Raw genomic sequence first — 18,585 nt, forward strand, 5'->3', positions numbered from 1 at the left:
CCGGCTCAGGCCGCCGGACGCGGGATCATGCTCTTGAGATCGGCCGCGGGGTCCGCTGCCTGCTCTTTGGTCACGTTAATACCGGCTGCCAGCAACCGCCGGGCGACCATGTGGTCGGCCGGGGCATTCAGGCTCTCGACGGCAATCAGCTGATCGCCGCGATAGACGAACACCGAAAACTTGTTGTCGGCCGGATCGCCGCGCATGACCGCATCGTCCATGCCCACGGTGAGGCCCGCGATCTGCAGCTTCTGCTTGCCCTGATGCGACCAGAACCACGGCAGGTCGCGGTATGGATAGGACTTGCCTGCAAGGCGGGCCGCGACGCACTTGCCCTGGTCGACCGCGTTCTGGACGGATTCCAGCCGGATACGGCCAGTGGCCCACACGTTCGGGTGGTTGGCGACATCGCCGATGGCGGAAATCGACGGATCGGACGTCAGCAGCATCTCGTCGACAACGATGCCATTGTCGATCTCAAGACCGGCTTCGGCTGCGAGTTCGACATTCGGCACCACGCCCGCCGCCATCACGATGGCATCGGTTTCCAGCGTGTCGTCATTCGACAGCGTGACGGCGAACCTGTCGCCCTTCTCCGCGACGGACTTCGCCACCGTCTGGAGGCGGATGCGGGTGCCCATCTCTTCGTGCAGCCGCAGGAATTGCGCGCTCATCATCGGCGAGAGGACGCGCCCCATCAGGCGATCGGCAAATTCGAGCACGTCAACCGCGATATCGCGCTGGCGCAGCAAAGCCGCAACTTCGAGGCCGATGAAGCCACCGCCAATGATTGTCACGTGCTTGAGGCCGTCAAGCCTGCCCGTCAGCGTGCGCGCATGCGCCAGCGTGCGCAGTTCCAGCACCTTCGACGTGTCCAGCCCCTCGATCGGCGGGAAGCGGTTGCGCGCACCGGTGGCAATCACGAGATGGTCGTAGGGAACCCGCTCGCCATTTGATAGCTCGACCTCATTTGCGGCGCGGTCGATGCTCACGACGGTCTCGCCCAACCGGCGCTCGATCTCGCTTTGCGTGTAGACCGCCTCGCCCTTCAGCGGCAGCGACGAATCCTCGACGCTCTTAAGGAATTCCTTGGAGAGCGGCGGGCGCTGGTACGGCAGGTCCGGCTCGTCGCCGATCATCACGATGGAGCCAGAAAAGCCATCGTGCCTGAGCGCGACAGCGCACTCGACGCCAGCCTGGCCACTGCCGATGATGACAACCCTGGAAATGCTCACGACCGCTCCTCCGTATACAATCGCCCGGGTTTCCTACCACAGCGGGCGGAACCGGAAAACGCGCCATATCGCGAAAACACCTGCACTGAACCGCGTTCCTTATCCAAACAGATGGCGCCGTAGGTATACAATTCAAATCCCTGCGGCGCTGCGCGGTATGCTTTAGGCCAATTCCGGTTGCCAAGCACCTCAAATTCGGCTTTCTGACGCGCAACAGGAGGAAAACGCCATGTTCGACACTCTCAAGCCAGCGGCGCCCGACGCCATTCTCATGCTGATGGGATTGTACCGGGACGATCCGCGCAGCGACAAGGTTGATCTCGGCGTAGGCGTCTACAAGGACGCGGAAGGCCACACCCCCGTCATGCGCGCGGTGCGCGAGGCCGAGCGGCGCCTCCATGAAGAGCAGAACACCAAGGCCTATGTTGGCCTTGCGGGCGACGTCGGCTTCAACGCGAAGATGACCGAGTTGGTCTTCGGTGCAGGCGCCGACACGTCACGGCTGCGCGCCGCTCAGGCGCCGGGCGGTTCGGGCGCGATCCGCATGCTGGCCGAGCTCATCAAGATCACCGGCACCGGCGCGACGGTCTGGGTGCCGGATCCCACCTGGCCGAACCACATGCCGCTGATGCGCAGCGCGACGCTGAAGACGGCGACCTACCCCTATTTTGATCCGGCGACCTCGGAAATCCGCTTCGACGCGATGATCGAGGCGCTGAAGGCCCTTCCCGGTGGCGATATCGTCCTCCTGCACGGATGCTGCCACAACCCCACGGGCGCCGACCTGTCGTCCGACCAGTGGAAGGTGGTGGCCGAGGTGCTGACGGACCGCGGGCTCATCCCCTTCATCGACATTGCATACCAGGGCTTTGGCAACGGTCTCGACGAGGACGCAGCCGGCCTGCGAATCCTTGCAGAGCGTGTCCCTGAACTGATGGCTGCGGCGAGCTGCTCGAAGAATTTCTCGGTCTATCGCGATCGGGCGGGGATCGCCTTCGTGCTTGGCCGCAACACGGCAGAAGCAGATATCGCCCATGGCCAGCTGCAGGGTGCAGGCCGCACGCTGTGGTCGATGCCCCCAGATCATGGCGCTGCATGCGTTCGCATCGTCCTTGAAGATGAGGTGCTGGCGGCGGACTGGCGCGCCGAGCTCGAGGCGACGCGCCTGCGCATGCTCGAGCTGCGACAGGGGCTGGCAGACGCGCTGCGCCGCAAGTCGAATTCCGAACGCTTCGACTTCATCGGCCGCCAGTGTGGCATGTTCTCGCGCTTCGGCCTGAACGCCGAGCAGGTGAAGCGTCTGCGCGAGGAGCACGCCGTCTACATCGTTGGCGACAGCCGCTTCAACGTTGCTGGCCTGCCCGGCGACCGGCTCGACGAGCTGGCCGCCAAGATCGTCGCGGTACTCTGACCCCGCTCCGGTCGCCTACAGGAACTGGTAGGTGACCGGCACAAACCCGTAGCCGAGATCAAGCTTCTCGACATAACCCATTGCCGGAAATGGCATGTGGTAGCCGATGAACGGCACGCGGTCGGCCGCGATCATGTCGAACACGCGCCTGCGCGCTTCAGCGCCCTTCTCTTTGTCCATGTCGAAGCGGACATGCCAGTCGGGCCGTTGGAGCGAGGCGACGTGGTGATTGCAGGTGTCGCCGGTAAGGACGAGCCGCTCGCCCTCAGACTCCACGTTGAAAATCATGTGGCCGGGCGTGTGACCCACCGCAAGCATGCCAGTGATGCCGGGAACCACCTCGCCACCCTCCTCGATGAAGGTGGTCTTCTCGGCCAACGGCACGACCAGGTTCTGAACCGCCCGCGCGCCATTCTCGGTAGGCCCCGACTTCGCCGCGTCAGACGTCCAGAAATCGTACTCCTGCCGTCCCGCCACGTAGCGCGCATTGGGGAAAGCCGGCTGGCCGTCCTCCATCAGCCCGCTGATATGGTCTCCGTGGAAGTGGGTGAGCGCAACGACGGTTATGTCCTCGGGCTTGTAGCCCACGGTCTGCAGCCGCTCACGCAGAAGCCCGCCAGTGCCCGCGCGGGCGCCTTCGCCCAGGCCGGTGTCAAACAGCACCAGGTCCTGGCCGATATTCACGACGACTGGGGTAAAGGATGTCACCGTCCGGTCGGCGGGCAGAAAATTGTCTTCGAGCAGCTTGGTTACGTCTTCCGGTTTCTGGCCGATACCGAAGGTGTCATGCGGTGCGCTGCCTGGGACCAGCCCGTCATTAATGGCAACAACCTGAAATTTCCCAAGATTGAAGACGTTGTAGCCGGCGTTCTTGACGTCGGGTTTCGGAACCTCGGCGTGTGCCGCGCGGGTCATGATCTGCGGTGCGGCAAGGGCTGCGAGCCCCGCGACACCAATCTTGAAGGCAGTCCTGCGGTCTGTGGCCAGCGTCATTGTCCGGTCCTCCTCATCGATACGAGAGCGTGCCTTGAACGACTTGAACGATGCAACTCACCCTCGCGCGTCTCACGCCAAAGTGACGCCGCGTGAACCTGCGGCAACCTGCGGCTGTCCTCGGCCTCGGTCAGCTACGCATTGAGCAGGCAGCGGGGCCGTGCTAACGCAGCGTGACCCATCATCCCGCTGCGCCGTCCGGCGCAGCAGAATTCCAGGCGCCTGCATTGAACCGAGCGATTCCCCTTGTCCTTGCCGTGGCTCTGTTCATGGAGACGATGGATTCGACAATCATCTCCACGGCGCTGCCCTCTATCGCCGCCGACATCGGCACAAACCCGATCGCGCTCAAGCTGGCGCTGACCAGCTACTTCGTCTCGCTCGCGATCTTCATTCCGGTCTCAGGCTGGATGGCCGACCGCTATGGCGCGAGGCGGGTATTCCGCGCCGCCATCCTGGTGTTCGTCGTCGGCTCGGTAGCATGCGCGATCGCAGGTTCGCTGCTGGAGTTTGTTGGCGCCCGCTTCCTGCAGGGCATGGGCGGCGCGATGATGACGCCGGTCGGACGCCTGATCCTCGTGCGATCGACGCCGCGCGCGCAGCTCGTCTCGGCAATGGCCTGGCTGACAATGCCGGCGCTGATAGGCCCGCTGCTCGGCTCGCCTGTCGGCGGCTTCATCACCACCTTCTTTTCCTGGCACTGGATCTTCATCATCAACGTGCCGATCGGACTGATCGGCGTCGTGCTGTCGGGCTGGGTGCTGCCGGAAATGCCCGGCGGTAATGCTGGTCGCATCGACTGGCCAGGCTTTTTCCTGGCTGGGGTCGCCGCCTCGGGCGTTGTCTTTGGCCTGTCCGTGATCAGCATGCCGGCGCTGCCGCCAGTGGTCGGAGCCGTTACCCTCATCCTCGGCATAGTTGCCGCTGCCGCCTACGTCCGTCACGTGCGCCGGACCCCTGCCCCGATCCTCGACATCCGTCTGTTCGCGAACCCGGTCCTGCGCATCTCGATCCTGGCCGGCATCATCTTCCGCATCGGCATCGGCGCCGCACCGTTCCTGCTACCACTGATGTTCCAGCTCGGCTTTGGCATGAATCCGCTCGAATCCGGCCTGCTGACCTTTGCGACCGCCGTCGGCGCAATGTCGGTGAAGGTCATCGTCGGCTGGATGCTGAAACGGATGGGCTTCCGTATCGTGCTGATCATCGCAATCGCAACCGGATCCCTGCTGATCGCCGCCCCCGGCCTGTTCACACCACAGACGCCTTACTGGCTCATCATCGCCACACTGATCCTGATGGGCTTTGCCCGCGCGATGTTCTTCACCTCAAGCAATGCGCTGCTCTTTGCCGACATCGACGAGCGGCAGATGGCGCAGGCTTCGGCGCTGGCGTCGGTGTCGCAGCAGGTGTCGATCGCAATGGGCGTGGCGGTGGCCGGCATGCTTCTGGAAGCGCACCACGTCATCACCGGCCAGGAACTCGACATGGCTGCGTTCTCGATGACCTTCTTTGTGGTTGGCGCGCTGTCCGCGCTGGCGCTGATCCCGCTGTTCCAGCTCGCACCAGATGCCGGCAACAACATTTCCGGCCACACGCCAAAGACGGCCGCGAGCAGCAAGGAATAAAAAAGCGAGGCGCAAGCGCCCCGCTTCGATCTGCCACAATGTTACGCCTAGTTACTTCCCTCGGCCTCGACGGGCTCAGCTGTCTTTTCCGGCCGGCCCTTAAAGTCCTTGGCGAGCAGGTAGAGCTCGACCGATTCTTCGCGCGAGGCTGGCGGCTTCACGTGCATGACGGTGCGGAAATTCTGCTTGAGCATGTCGAGCAACGCGTTCTCCGTGCCGCCCTGGAAGGTCTTGGCGAGAAAATGCCCGCCGGGCTTCAGCACCGACACGGCAAAATCCGCGGCGACCTCGCACAGGTGCATGGTGCGGATGTGGTCGGTGCGGCGGTGACCAGTGGTAGGKGCCGCCATGTCGGACATGACGATATCGGGTAAGCCACCCAGCGCCTCCATCAGCTTCTCCGGCGCATCGTCGTCCAGAAAATCTTTCTGCAGGAAGGTAGCGCCCGGAATCGGATCGATTTCCAGATAGTCGATGCCAACCACCGTCGGTGCGTCATCGGGCGACTTGATGCGCTGCGCCGCGACCTGCAGCCAGCCGCCCGGAGCAGCACCAAGGTCCACCACCCGCATGCCGGGCTTCAAGAGCTTGTGCTTGTCGTCGATCTCGATCAGCTTGAAGGCTGCGCGCGAGCGCCAGCCCTCAGCCTTCGACCGGTGCACGTAAGGGTCGTTCAGGTGCCGCTCCAGCCAGCGCCGCGAGGAAACCTTCAGCCCGCTCTTCTTCTTGACGCGCGTCTTCAGCGCGCGCGCTCCGCTGCCTGACAGCGCAGCCCCTTTGCCGGGTTTCTTCATTTTCCAGACGCTCCCTTGCGCCAGCGGCGCCACGCTCCGTCATCTGCCATCAGTTCGGACAGCATGCCTTCGCGCAGGCCGCGATCGGCCACCCGCAGCCCTGCCCGGTCGGCGCCTATACACGCATTTGCGACGNGCGGCGCCACGCTCCGTCATCTGCCATCAGTTCGGGGCGAATGGCTTCCAGGATGGCGCAGCCGGCCAACACCAGATCTGCCCGGTCGGCGCCTATACACGCATTTGCGACGCGCTGCTCGAAATTCCACCCGAGCAGCTTGTTGATCATCGCGTCGACCTGACGGTTGTCCATCCACAGGCCATCGACGCGGCGGCGGTCGTAGCGGTCGAGACCGAGATGCACGCCCGCTAGCGTCGTCACCGTGCCGGAGGTTCCGAGCAGGTGGAACCGCTTGCGGTCGGCGGTTACATGGGCAAGCCTCAGCTTGCCCTCGAAGCGGTCGAGCATGCCCGACACTTCCTCGACCATCGACTGGAACAGCTCGGGCGTGACGTCCCTGCCGCCGAATCGCTCGGCAAGCGAGACCACGCCGACCGGCAGCGACGTCCACGACACGATGTGGTTCGCGAGCCGCGGCGTGCGGGCAGTCGAAAGATCAATCAGCGCGATCTCCGACGAGCCTCCGCCGATGTCGAACAGCACGACGCCGTCGGTGCTGCGGTCGACCAGCGAACCGCAGCCTGATACGGCAAGCCGCGCCTCGGTCTTGCGGTCGATGATTTCGAGCGAAATCCCCGCCTCGCGCTTCACGCGCTCCAGAAACTCGATACCGTTTTCGGCCGAGCGACAGGCTTCGGTCGCGATCAGCCGCGCGCGGCGCACGTGGCGCGATCGCAGCTTGTCCCCGCACACTTTTAGCGCCTCAATGGCGCGATCCATGGCGGGCTTTCCCAGCCGTCCGGACGTCGACAGCCCCTCGCCGAGCCGCACGATTCGCGAAAACGCGTCGATCACCCGGAACTGGCCGGGCCGTGTCGGCACGGCGACGAGCAGGCGGCAGTTGTTGGTGCCGAGGTCAAGCGCGGCATAGACCGGCAGCTCGTTCGAGCGCGCTGGCTGGATGCCGGGCGTCCGCGTCCCGCCAATCTGGCGCGCCGGAGCTGGCTTTGGTCCTGCAGGGGGTGCTGGCGGAACTTTCGGAAGCGGCGCCCTTGCGGAGACACTTCCGCGCCCCTTCTGGGCGGGTCCCGCGGGACTGGAATGCTTGACATCCGCCTGGGGGGCTGCGCCTTCTGCACCTTCGCGGGCAAAAACCTTCCGTCCCCGCCGCCGCTTTCGCCGCTTTCGATTCGGTCCCTTGCCTTGCGGGGCGTTGCGGCCACTTCGCGTACCTGCGGAGTCGCCGCCGGCCTGGGCGGACTGCCGGCCGGGAGGCGGAGCTGCGGGCACAATACGCCCGCCGACACCGCCAAACGCCCCGTTCTGTGGCGCCTTTGCGCCTCGATCGGGGTCTTCCACTCGATTTTCCTTTGACGCCGCGCGAGCCCGAAGGACGCTGCTGGCGCATTCATCTTTAACGTTGGGGCCAGAATACCAGCGACCACCCCAAACACCAAGACCCGCATTGCGCCTCTCCTCAACGGCCGGCGTGAGTGCGAGGTTTCAGGTGAAATAAAACGCGCAGGAGCGCGGGCTGCGAGCAAGGAACCGGTAGTGATTGAATGGCCGGCGGCACTTTGCCCAGCCGTTAAACGCCACTGCGATAGCGCCTCCGAGAAAAGGAGCGCTAGGGAACCTTATACCCGATTGTTGCGCTGAAGGCTTTTGTCTCGTTCAGCAGCAACGTGGCGAGTTCGGCTTCCTTCGCAGGATCGAAGCGGATCTCAGGGATAGTGATGCAGAAGCTGCCGATGACCCTGCCCTCACCGTTGCGGATTGGTGCGCCGATGCCGATTGCGCCGCTCACCTTCTGGCTCCTGGTCAGAGCGTAACCCTTGCTCCTAATCGCGTCGAGTTCTGGCTTCAGCTCTTCCCAGGCGGGTGGCAGGGCACCGGTTGTGGGAGATGGGACCCGCGTTTCCACGATCTTTTTCTGCTCTTCCTCGGGAAGGAAAGCCAGTATCGAGCGCCCTGTCGCTCCCCAAAGCACGGTGTGGGGAACATAGAGCTCCATCTCGTAGCGCAACGGATGCAGCGAATTGATCGCCGTCATCAGGCTGACCTGCTGGGTTGCAGGCAGATAGGCGACGAACATGCAGGCTTCGCCGCACTGCTGCGCGATCTTCTGCAGGAATGGGAGGGTGAGGTCCTTGAAGCCCTTCTTGTAGCTCAAGAGCGTGCCTAGCCGCTCGAGATCAAGACCCGCGCGGTAGCGCGATGTCTTCGGATCCTTGGCGACCATGCCTTCCTGCATCAGCAGGCGCAGTAGCCGATGCGTGGTGCTGGCGGGGAGGTCCAGATGGCTCGCTGCATCCTTGATGGAGATGTCGGAGTCGATTTCCGCAAGCAGACGAATGAGCTTCAGCGCGCGAACGATTGGCCCGTCGAGACGTGCGGCGTCCTTCGTAGTCATACTCGCCCCTGCAACAATGCGTGGAATGCCGCCCCTTGTTCAGGAGCGGCATATTCATGTCAAGAAATCAGCGAGGTCCCATCAGGAGATCCGGCAGCCACAGGCTGATCTGCGGGAAGATAATCAGGATGATCAGCATCATCAGGAGAAGCAGCGTGTAAGGCAGCGCACCCTTGACCACATCGCTCATCGGCTCGCCGGAGATCGCCTTGACGATGAAGAGGTTCATGCCGACTGGAGGCGTCAGGAGACCGATCTCGGTGTTCACGACGAACACAATAGCGAACCACACGGGGTCGTAGCCATAGGACGAGATCACCGGGAACAGCAGCGGAATCGTGATCACCGTCATGGCTGCGCCATCAAGGAACATTCCCAGGAAGAAGAGCAAGAGCATGATCCAGATGATGACCATCCAGCCGGGCTGGCCCGTGCTCTGGATCAGATCGACCAGATCCTGGGAGATGCCAAGCATGGTGATCGCACGTCCAAGGATCAGACCTCCGAGCAGGATCGTGCCGATCATCGTAATCGAATAGATCGAACGTACGGCTGCCCTGTGAACGCCCTTCCACGTCAGCCCCTTCAGAACATAAATGCCGATCAACATCGCGGCCAGTGCTCCGAGCGCTGCGGCTTCCGTCGGGGTGACCACGCCAAAGAATATGCCGCCAAGAACCGCAAGCATCAGCATGATCGCCGACCAGATCTGGCGCAGCGACGTCCAGCGTTCGACCCAGGTCACATCGGGTTGGATGGAAGGTGGCGCTTTCCGTTCCTCGGCGTGCGACACGATCATTGTGTAGATCATGAACACGGCCAGGATCGACAGGCCCGGTATAATTCCAGCCATGAAGAGACGGGCGACGGAAGTTTCCGTCAATTCGCCATAGATGATGAAGCCGGTACTTGGCGGGATTAGCACGCCGAGCGTGCCGCCTGCGGCGACGGCCCCCATGCCGCGCTTGACATTGAGGCCGCGGCGCTGGAACTCAGGAATGACCACACCGCCGATGGCGCCTGCAGTGGCAACGCTCGATCCCGAAAGGGTAGAAAACGCGCCGCAGGCGGCAAGTGCCGCGTTGTAGAGGGCGCCCGGCATCTTCGAGAACCACTTATCAGTGAAGTCGAGAAGCTTTGGCCCCATGCCGCTTTCGGTGATGTAGGCGCTCATCAGCATGAAGAGCGGAATCGCCAAGAGGCTCGAGCTCGAGAGATGCATGGCCGCGCCAGATGTCAGCGAAATCCACGCACTGGTGCCGCCGGTGGCCGAGTAGAGTCCAAATATACCCGTCATGCCGAGCACATAGGCGATCGGAATTCCGAGAAGCAGGAGTGCAAGCAGTCCGGCCGTTACCAGACCAGCAGTTATGCCGAGATTCATTGATTGCTCCCGGATGACGATCAGTCTTGGGCGCGTCTGTCGCGGGAAAGGTCCCGAGAAATACGCCGCATGAGATGAAGCAGAAGTAGGAGGATAAGCAGGCCACAGCCGAACGGGATAACCGCACTAATCGGCCACAGCGTGATGTAAGGCTGGCTGGGTGTAGTCGTACCACGCAGATACATCTGCAGAGTCGACTTCCAGCCGGACCACCCCAGCAGTCCGAGGAACAGCATGCTGCCCAGGGGAACGAGATAGCCGTTGATGGCCGACGTCACCCTTTTCGGCAGGACCGCAAGCAGGAGATCTACCTTCACGTGCCCGCCGACGATGTGAGTGCCGGCGAGGCCGAGGAAGACGACGATCAGCAGCGAGAAGCGCGCTCCTTCGTCGATTACGGGGAAGCCGCCACCTACCGTGTACCGGTAGATGGCATTTACGACGAGGGCGACCGCCGCCACCTGCAGGATTACCGCAGCGACATGAACGACTGCCGTCGCCAGCTTCTCCAGCGGGTTGTTCCCGACGGGTTCAACCGTGTCGTCGGAGTGACCGCGAGGTTGGGACATTGGACTACCCTCGTCGTCTCTAGCCTTAGCGGGCTGCTTCTACGATCTTGAGAACGTCTTCGAGGATCGGGAGCTTCGCCTTGTAGTCGTCATAGACGGAAGCAACCTTCTCCTTAAGAACGGCTTTCTGCTCCGGTGTCGTCACCTGAACATTGACCTTCTTCTCGGCCCAGTTGTCGAAGCACTCCTTCGACTCAACGCGCTCCATCATTTCCCACTCGAAGGCCTCCATTTCCGCGGCCGCGTCCATGACGATCTTCTGCTGCTCTTCGCTCAGCTCGTTCCAAGCGTCGAGATTGAGACCGAGGCCCTCGATGTCGTTCTTGAGCGAGACGATCGACGCGTACGGCGACTGCTCGTACCAGGAGCGGCCAATGTGGGCGACGCAGTTGGTCACGATGCCGTCGACCACGCCGCGCTGCAGGCCCTGCGTCACTTCCGTGGTGGGCAGGCGAACAACGTTCGCGCCGAGTGCGCGAAGGACGTCGTCGGAGGCGCCACCGACGCCGCGGATCTGGGCACCAGCGAAGTCTTCAGGCGTCAGCAGGAACTTCGACTTGTGGAAGACCTGGTCGTTGCCCTTCGGGAAGAACGACAGCAGCTTAATGTTCTTGGCTTCATACCAGCTGGCAACGAGTTCGCGCAGGCCACCGTCGACCGCGCGCTTGTAGTGCGCGTAGTCATCGAACAGGAACGGCATGGTGATCGATGCCAGCTCCGGGATGTCGCCGGCCTGGAAGCCGCCGATCATGTTCGACGCGCTGACGGAACCCGTTGAGACGGCATTGAAGGACTCATCCGAGCCGATCAGTGTGCTGCCCGGGAAAACCTGAACCTTAATGTCGCCATTGCTCAGTTCCTCGACGCGCTTGGCCCACAGGTTGTAGCCATCGCCGATCGGCTGGGTGGACGGGTACTGGTGTGCGAGCGTTAGGCTGACCGACTGTGCAAATGCAGCACCTGAAGCGACGATGAGCGCAGCAGCGCCGGCTGCGAGAGTGGCAAGAAGCTTACGTGTCATCTTGGGTTTCCTCCGTTTGACAAATTATGGAAGCGCTCCAGACCCGCGCTTCCGATGCGTGGGATAGGGTTCAGTCGACCAGGATCTTGCCCTGGCTCGACACCTTGATGCCGTCGACCAAGATCTCCGGCTTAGAAATGACGCCTTCCAGCCGGAGTTTGGCATGGCAGGTACCGCCAAGCGTGATGGTGTCGCCCATGCCGATGTGCGCCGTTCCGTACATCTTCTTGTCGGTGCGCATGGAGCCGACGGGCTTCACGTTCGGGTTGAGGCCGAGGGCGATTTCGGCGGGGGCGTTGTAGCTGGCCGGGTCACCGTGGGTGGCAAGGATATTGCGCCAGGTTTCGGCCTGCGCGCCGCCCTCGATCTTGGTAACGAAGCCTTTTTCGATGGTGAGGATGATGTGCTCCTTGAGCGCGCCGACGGAATGCGCGGTCAGATCGAAAACGACCCGCCCTTCCCCGGTGCCCTCGACAGGGCAAATATGTGTCTCGCCATCCGGGAAGGCGCAACCGCCGCCGCCATTGTCACGCATCTTGAAGACGGTACCGGTGATGGCGCGACCGGGACGGCCTTCGATGCTGGCCGTCAGATCGGTACCGTTCGGGCAGGTCACGCGGATGGTCTTGCCCTCGGTGAAGATCTTTTCGACCTTCTTGCCGAGCACGTTCATTGCCTTGTAGTCGGCGCCAGCCGGACCGTTCGGCCGCAGCATTGCCGGCGTCAGCTCTTCCATCAGAAGGTGGCGCTTGCCGATCTCGAGCAACCGCGCGTTCAGCGGGGAATGCGCAAGCGCCGTACTGGTGAGATAGACGACAAGATCGAGCTCCGGATCCTCGGCAGCGGTGCAGATTGCGCTGGTGGGGTTGAGCGCGTGGGTGGCACGCGGCGACATCAGCGCGACGGTGTACTCGATGTTCATGGTGCCGGSGGCGGCAGCGAACGCCTGCCACACGATCGGATCGATAGCCGTGTCTGTGACGATGAGGATCTTGTCGCCCGGCTTGCAGTTCAGCTCCAGCGGTGTGCGCAGCATCCGGACAAGATCGATCATTTGTACGCTCAAGGATTTACTCCGTGGATCAAGGGCATTTGCGAGATGGAGATGACTAACCGGCCAGCCATTCATCGACGCCAAGATCGCGGACGCGTTCGAGGATCGGGAAGGCGGAACCGGTAGCGTGGGAATAGATGCGAAGACAGCCGGCGAACTTGTCTCGCAGCGGCGCCGCAGTGGGCGGATCGAGCGGAGAGCCAGGCAGCGCCGATCGGGTAAACTCGTGCGGTGCCTCGCCAGGAAGGGTCACGGTCAGGGTGACGGCCCCGAACTCGATGTCGCCGCCGCTCTGCTGCGTCTCGTCCTCGATGATATCCAGCTGGTCGATGATGGCGGAGATGTCAGCGTCCGTCACAGCAGCGTCGGCAAAATCAGCAAGCGTCGGCGTTCCGCGCAGCAGTGCCACCGCAACCGGATAGGTCGGCGAAAACTTTGCCTGCATGCTGTCTTGCGGGCGGCGGTGCTTCAGCAGGCTGATGCTGCCAGCCGGCACTTTGAGCGCGTAGCGCGCGCCTTCGTCGGCAATGCGCGGGCCAAGCACTTCCCGCGCGTCAAGCGTGATCCCGACCAGGCGATGCGAGGCATAGCAGCACGGATATAGCTTTACCGAGATCATGTCCGGGCGAAGCTCGAATGCGTCTTCGCCCGGTTCTTCCTCGCCATCGCCAACACCATACAGATCCGCAAAGCCGCTCTGGCCAAAGATGTTGCGCGAGCCGGTTACCCCTGCCTGGGCAAGCCGGGCTGCCCGATACCCAGCGGAGGCCGCTAACCCAGCGTGGACCGGCTTCGTCTGCGTCGAGAAATTGACCTGAAGGCCAGCTGACATCGACGCCGCCAGTGCCAAAGCATTCCCCATCTGCTCTGCGTTTAATCCGGCCAGCCGTCCACACGCAGCCGCTGCAGCAAAGGTGCCGATGGTGGCGGTGCCATGAAATCCCTTGTGATAGTGACCGGGCCCGACGCGGCGCGCCACGGCCTTGGCGGCTACAAGTCCCGCGGCGAAGGCACAGAGGACCTCATCCGGATCGTCTTCGCCCTGGCGGAATACCGCTGGCAGCAGCACGGTGCTGATATGCGCCATGCTTTCGAGATAGACGTCATCGAAGTCCAGCGCGTGCGCGGCCGCTCCGTTGACGAGAATCGCGGCTTCTTCGCTCTCGCAAGCCTCGCCCGACCATGCACGTGGCCCATTGCCACGGTACGCGGCCAGAACATTACGGGTCACCGGTTCCGGAAAGCCCGCGGCAGCCACGGCCAGCGTATCGGCCACGGCGCGGCTGATGAGTTCGCGCTTGCTGGCATCGTTCAGAATATCCGGATTGAGAATCGCCGCGCAGAGGCGATCGAGAAAGGTCGGCTGCATGTGTTATCGAGGCTCCTCAACGCCTGCCCGGGAGAGGTAGATTGAATGGGCAAGGGCGATATCCAGCGCCGTCGTACCCTGGACGATCGCCATCAGATGCCGTCGCGGTTCAGCAGGTGCGGCCGTTACGCCGGCGGCAAGCGCGCCCACCGTTCCCGAAAGGCTTTTCTTAAATCCGGCCAGGTCCGTCGCACCAGCCTTGATCCATGCTGCCGCATCGCCCTGATGAAGCGCGTAACTGAGGTCGTCGACATAGCGCGCTGCTGCGGAGGCCCAGACCTCGTAAGACGTCTCAAGACCTCCACCCATCGACAGCACGACCGTACCGTCCGCGACATGTTCAGGCCGCACGAGTTCTTCGTTTGCGCTGGTAATGGTGATGATGAGGCCCGCATCGCGCGTCGCTTCAGCAACGTCATTCGCCACGACCACCGGCTCATCCTTCGCCGCCGCATCGGACGCGAAACTTTCCGCCGATGCGCGGCTGCGCGCGGTAACGGCGATCTCGTCTGGCTGCAGCAATTGATGGATGGCTGACGCCATTTGCCGTGCGATCGGACCTGCCCCGACAATGGCCACCCGTTTCAACGAGCGTCCCTGCAGCAGATAGCGCGCAACCACCGCCGCCGACACGCCGGTGCGGAACCGATACATCTCGCTCTCATCGAAGAACGCGATCGGCTCGCCGTTCTCGAGCGACCAGAGCATCAGGCGCGGCGCGGCCCGTGAGGTCAAGCGAACGCCTGCAATACCGAGATGGTGCAGAACCGCCCCCTTGGCACCCAAGCGGAACGGAGTGGATCCGATGCGCATCATCGACGGTTCGGATGCCTCGACCTCGCCCAAACCAATCGCGCGGTACGTCGCGTCGATGATCTGCGCCGCCGCCGGCACACTAAGCACCCCTGCGCTGTCTTGCTGACTGAACTGGTACATCGGCCTCCCCCACCTGACCGCCTCCAGATCACACAGGGCTGCAGCATTGTCAACTAACGAAATTTAATTCTACTGACTGGAATTTGGGCCGAGATCGCTGCGCTGAATGGCCTGAGGTGAGTGACCTAGAAAGCGCGAGTAACCGAAATGGAGAGGAGCATGCCCGGGCCGCTCATTTGCAACGCGTGCGATCCCCACTAACGGTGGCGGGGGGGGGTTACTTTCTGCTATCGCTGGATCTACGCCGATCCAGCAAGACTCCGAACAATGCCGCCGAGCAGCAACGGAAAAACGCCGGCGCCACGTCCAGCCCGCAAGGGATAGACGCGGCGGTTGGGTAGAAGCGCGCTAGGAGACGGGTCTGATGTCGTTATTCCGGCACGATCCCGGCGGCTGCGACATAGCCCTTCCAGTCATCGATCTGCTTGACCAGCAGGGCTTGGCCTTCGGCGTCAAAGCCCCCCCCGACGGTCCCGTAGTCCTTTGAGGCGTCGCGGCGGACGGAGGACTCGCATGGCCAAAGCCCTGAGGGTTACTGCTCCGCACGCAACTGTCGTTGGCCCGTTCTGCCGATAAAGATGATGGCGCGCCGATTGGACGCGCCATCCTGGTCAGTCTAACGACCGCACCTGCCACCGGTGGCCTCGGTGGGGCTGCCTTCACTCACATCAGCGGGACGCCGAGGAGCGTGCCAAAGCCGAATTTGGTCAGCGCCCAGAAGACGATGCCGGTGCCGGCGGCCCAGAGCGGAGCCTTGCCTCGCTCAAGCACCAGCACCATGATCGCAGCGCCGGCGCCAAGTGCTACCGGCATGCCGAGCCCGTAAATCAGGGCGACCGTGCCGAGGGTGAGCACCAGGAGGACCAGCGCCATCGGATGCGCCAGCGCCTTCGTATCATCACGGCCGGTGAGGACTTGCACCAGATAGATCAGGCTCAGGCCAAAGCCGATCACCGCCATGACCAAGGGCAGGAAGGCCGAGCCGACATCGCCAGCAGCCCGCACCGGGGGCATTAGCCATGCCGACCGGAAGAAAACGGCAAAGCAGGCAAGCGCCGCAACGGCAATGATCAGCTTCTGAGCCAGCAGGGCGGCGGTGTTGCCGCCGCCCTGTTCGATGTTTTCTGCAGAACTCACTGCACCAGTCCGATCGATTTCAGGAACTCGGTCTGCTGGGCGAGTTGGCGCTTGACCAGATCCGTGTAGGCTTCCTCGGCGAGGTTGATGTTTTCCTGCTTCTCACGGTTCTGGAAGTCGAGCCATTCCTGCGAAGCCTCAACCTTGTCGACGGCTTTCTGGATTTCGGCGACGATGTCGTCCGGTGTCTGGCCGTGAACGGCGATGCCGCGCCAGACGCTGTCGACGATGTCGTAGCCCTGTTCCTTGAAGGTCGGAACGTCGGGGAAGAAGTCCGAGCGCTCGTCGGTGGAGATGCCCAGCAGGCGGATCTCGCCGCTTTCGACCTGAGCGAGGCCGCTCGAGGGCGTCATGATGGCGACGTCCATGTGGCCACCGAGCAGCGACAGCGGAACCTTGCCCGATGCGTCGTGCGGGATCCAGCCGGCCTCGAATTTGCCCATCTGCCCCAGCTGGTAGAGGATGTACTGGTGGAAGCCGGCCGGTGCATGGCCGCCAACGCGCAGCTTGTTCGGGTTGTCGCGCATGTAGGTAACGAAGTCTTCCAGCGTCTTAAGCTCGCTGTCGGCGCGCACCGCCACGGACGACGGTTCGGCCTGCATCGCGCGCAGGTAGCGCATGTCCTCGAGCTTGAACGGGATGAGCCCCTGGGCGATGCCGAAGGTCAGCGTGCCCGTGCAGACGAGGATGTTGTACCCGTCGGCCGGCTGCGCCAGAACGGTCGAGACGCCCACCGCGCCCGAGCCGCCCGGGCGGTTCTGCACCGCGACGGTCCAGCCTGCTTCCTTCGTCAGGAGTTCGGCGAGCTGGCGGCCGTAGGTGTCAAGCGCGCCACCTGCGCCTGCCCAGACGACGAGGTTGACCGCCTTCTCCGGATAACCTGCGGCGAATGCGCCCTTCACCTGCAGGACGAGGGGAACAGCCCCCAGGCCAGCGAGAACGGAGCGGCGTGTTGGATTGAATACCATGTTTGTTTTCCTCCAAGTGGTTCGGTTGGGCGGTCAGGCGCTTTTCTCGCGCCAGGCTCGCCAAATTGGGAAAAGGATGCTGGCAACGCTCAGCAGCAGGAAGACCAGCGAAACCGGGTCGGTGAAAAAGATGCTGTAGGAGCCGCGCGAGGTCACAAGCGCTGTACGGAAGTTCGTCTCCACGAGGTAGCCGAGGACAAGCGCGAGCACGACCGGCGCTACGGGAAATGCGAGCTTCTTCATCAGGTAGCCGATCACGCCAAAACCAAGCGTCAGCCAGACGTCGAAGGCGAGGTTGCGTAGCGAGTAGGCGCCGAGGATCGCGAAGATCAGGATACCGACAGCAAGCACGGAGTCCGGCAGGTTGATGACGCGCGACATCCAGGGCAGCGACAGCGATGCGAGCACGAACATGACGACGCATGCGAGCAGCAGGCCAAGCAGGATGGTGTAGACCAGCACCGGCTGATCGGTGAAGAGCTGCGGACCCGGGCGCAGGCCGTGCAGGACGAGCGCACCGACAATGACGGCAGTCGTGGGGGAGCCAGGCACGCCCAGAGCAAGCAGGGGAACCATTGCGCCGCCTACCGTCGCATTGTTGGACGATTCCGGAGCCGCAATGCCGCGCGGTTCACCCTTGCCGAATGGGAGCTTCGGATTGCGGCGCATTGCATAGTCACGCGCAACCCAGCAGGCAATGTTGCCGCCGACACCCGGAAGGATGCCAAGGAAAGTGCCTATGACGGAACCCGACACCATCGTGCTCGCAAGCTCCTTCCACTCACGGAAGGTGAGATAAACCGCGCGCACTGCGCCCTTGGAAATGCGTTTGCGTTGCTTTCCGGCCGATTCAGCGAGCAGGTATCCTTCAGACACCGCGAAGAGACCGATCAGAACCGCCAGCATCGGAATGCCTTCGAACAGAGCAATCTGATCGAAGGTGAAGCGCGGCATGCCGCCGATCGGATCGATGCCGATGAAGGCGAGGAGCAGGCCGAAGGCCGCACCGATGAGACCCTTGATAAGCGAGCCGCCGGAAAGCGCAGCAACGGAGGTAAGGCCAAACAGACCAACCGCGAAATAGCTTGCGGGTCCGAACTGCAACGCCAGCTTCGACAGCGGCATCGCGAGGAAAAGTAGCGCAATTCCGCCAATGATACCGCCAACGGTCGATGCCGACAGCGAGATGGCGAGCGCCTTGTTCGCCTGCCCGTTCTGAGTCAGGGCAAAGCCGTCGATCGTCGTCGCGGCAGCGGCGGCCGTTCCCGGCGTGGACAGCAGGATGGCCGACACGGAGCCCCCGTACTCTGCCGCCATGTACAGCGAGATCAGCAGCAACATCGAGGTCTCGGGCGTCATCGTATAGGTGAAAGGAATCAGAAGGCTGATACCAATCGAGGGGCCCAGCCCCGGCAGTGCGCCCACCACGATGCCGATCGCAGTACCCGCTATAATGGACAGCAGCCCCGGAACGGAAAAGAGAACAGCGAGAGTATCTGCGAATATTTGCATAAGTACGCCTTAAATTCCTTGCGAACACGCCAGGACGAATAAT

At 62.9% G+C, this 18,585-nt stretch carries 15 protein-coding genes and 1 pseudogene; 2 read left to right on the forward strand and 14 right to left on the reverse strand.

Annotated features, from left to right (window positions below):
• Positions 1-5: 5 nt before the first annotated feature.
• On the reverse strand, positions 6-1,235 hold the full coding sequence (locus L610_RS08240) for an NAD(P)/FAD-dependent oxidoreductase (RefSeq protein ID WP_210246002.1): 1,230 nt from the start codon (positions 1,233-1,235) through the stop codon (positions 6-8).
• 229 nt (positions 1,236-1,464) lie between these two features.
• On the opposite strand from L610_RS08240, the gene L610_RS08245 reads away from it, so the two are divergent.
• Positions 1,465-2,646, forward strand: coding sequence for an amino acid aminotransferase (locus tag L610_RS08245; RefSeq protein WP_144704174.1), 1,182 nt, complete (start codon positions 1,465-1,467; stop codon positions 2,644-2,646).
• Between the two features lie 15 nt (positions 2,647-2,661).
• Here L610_RS08245 and L610_RS08250 read toward each other — a convergent pair whose 3' ends face one another.
• A complete protein-coding gene (locus L610_RS08250) occupies positions 2,662-3,639 on the reverse strand; it encodes an MBL fold metallo-hydrolase (protein ID WP_144704177.1) in 978 nt (325 codons plus the stop codon).
• Positions 3,640-3,866: 227 nt separating this feature from the next.
• On the opposite strand from L610_RS08250, the gene L610_RS08255 reads away from it, so the two are divergent.
• Positions 3,867-5,267 (forward strand): DHA2 family efflux MFS transporter permease subunit, encoded by a 1,401-nt coding sequence (locus tag L610_RS08255; RefSeq protein WP_144704181.1) that lies wholly within the window; start codon positions 3,867-3,869, stop codon positions 5,265-5,267.
• A 47-nt stretch (positions 5,268-5,314) separates the two neighbouring features.
• On the opposite strand, the gene L610_RS08260 is transcribed toward L610_RS08255, so the two are convergent.
• The 12 genes and pseudogenes from L610_RS08260 to L610_RS08315 form a co-directional block, all read right to left on the reverse strand.
• Entirely contained in the window at positions 5,315-6,061 is a 747-nt protein-coding gene (locus L610_RS08260; RefSeq protein ID WP_144704184.1) for an RlmE family RNA methyltransferase, read from the reverse strand.
• Positions 6,058-7,538: pseudogene (locus tag L610_RS08265) on the reverse strand (Ppx/GppA phosphatase family protein). The gene L610_RS08260 and the pseudogene L610_RS08265 overlap by 4 nt, the downstream one beginning before the upstream one ends.
• Before the next feature lie 268 nt (positions 7,539-7,806).
• Positions 7,807-8,592 (reverse strand): IclR family transcriptional regulator, encoded by a 786-nt coding sequence (locus L610_RS08270; protein ID WP_144704187.1) that lies wholly within the window; start codon positions 8,590-8,592, stop codon positions 7,807-7,809.
• Positions 8,593-8,659: 67 nt separating this feature from the next.
• Positions 8,660-9,976: a TRAP transporter large permease gene (locus tag L610_RS08275; protein ID WP_144704190.1), complete on the reverse strand. Its 1,317-nt coding sequence runs from the start codon at positions 9,974-9,976 to the stop codon at positions 8,660-8,662.
• Positions 9,977-9,996: 20 nt separating this feature from the next.
• Positions 9,997-10,545, reverse strand: coding sequence for a TRAP transporter small permease (locus L610_RS08280; protein WP_024846662.1), 549 nt, complete (start codon positions 10,543-10,545; stop codon positions 9,997-9,999).
• Between the two features lie 25 nt (positions 10,546-10,570).
• Positions 10,571-11,566: a TRAP transporter substrate-binding protein gene (locus tag L610_RS08285; protein ID WP_024846663.1), complete on the reverse strand. Its 996-nt coding sequence runs from the start codon at positions 11,564-11,566 to the stop codon at positions 10,571-10,573.
• A 70-nt stretch (positions 11,567-11,636) separates the two neighbouring features.
• Positions 11,637-12,632 (reverse strand): aminopeptidase, encoded by a 996-nt coding sequence (locus tag L610_RS08290; protein ID WP_186441392.1) that lies wholly within the window; start codon positions 12,630-12,632, stop codon positions 11,637-11,639.
• A 43-nt stretch (positions 12,633-12,675) separates the two neighbouring features.
• Positions 12,676-13,989, reverse strand: coding sequence for an MmgE/PrpD family protein (locus L610_RS08295; RefSeq protein ID WP_144704193.1), 1,314 nt, complete (start codon positions 13,987-13,989; stop codon positions 12,676-12,678).
• A gap of 3 nt (positions 13,990-13,992) precedes the next feature.
• Positions 13,993-14,925, reverse strand: coding sequence for a hypothetical protein (locus L610_RS08300; RefSeq protein WP_144704196.1), 933 nt, complete (start codon positions 14,923-14,925; stop codon positions 13,993-13,995).
• A gap of 663 nt (positions 14,926-15,588) precedes the next feature.
• Complete coding sequence (locus L610_RS08305) at positions 15,589-16,062, reverse strand: tripartite tricarboxylate transporter TctB family protein (protein ID WP_186441394.1); 474 nt, start codon at positions 16,060-16,062, stop codon at positions 15,589-15,591.
• A complete protein-coding gene (locus L610_RS08310) occupies positions 16,059-17,030 on the reverse strand; it encodes a tripartite tricarboxylate transporter substrate binding protein (protein WP_144704202.1) in 972 nt (323 codons plus the stop codon). The genes L610_RS08305 and L610_RS08310 overlap by 4 nt, the downstream gene beginning before the upstream one ends.
• Before the next feature lie 33 nt (positions 17,031-17,063).
• Positions 17,064-18,542 carry a tripartite tricarboxylate transporter permease gene (locus L610_RS08315; protein WP_144704205.1) on the reverse strand — a complete coding sequence of 493 codons (1,479 nt, stop codon included), beginning with the start codon at positions 18,540-18,542 and terminating at the stop codon, positions 17,064-17,066.
• Positions 18,543-18,585: the final 43 nt, after the last annotated feature.

Origin of the sequence: Aminobacter sp. J44 (genome assembly GCF_007829415.1) — a bacterium.
Lineage (GTDB): Bacteria > Pseudomonadota > Alphaproteobacteria > Rhizobiales > Rhizobiaceae > Aerobium.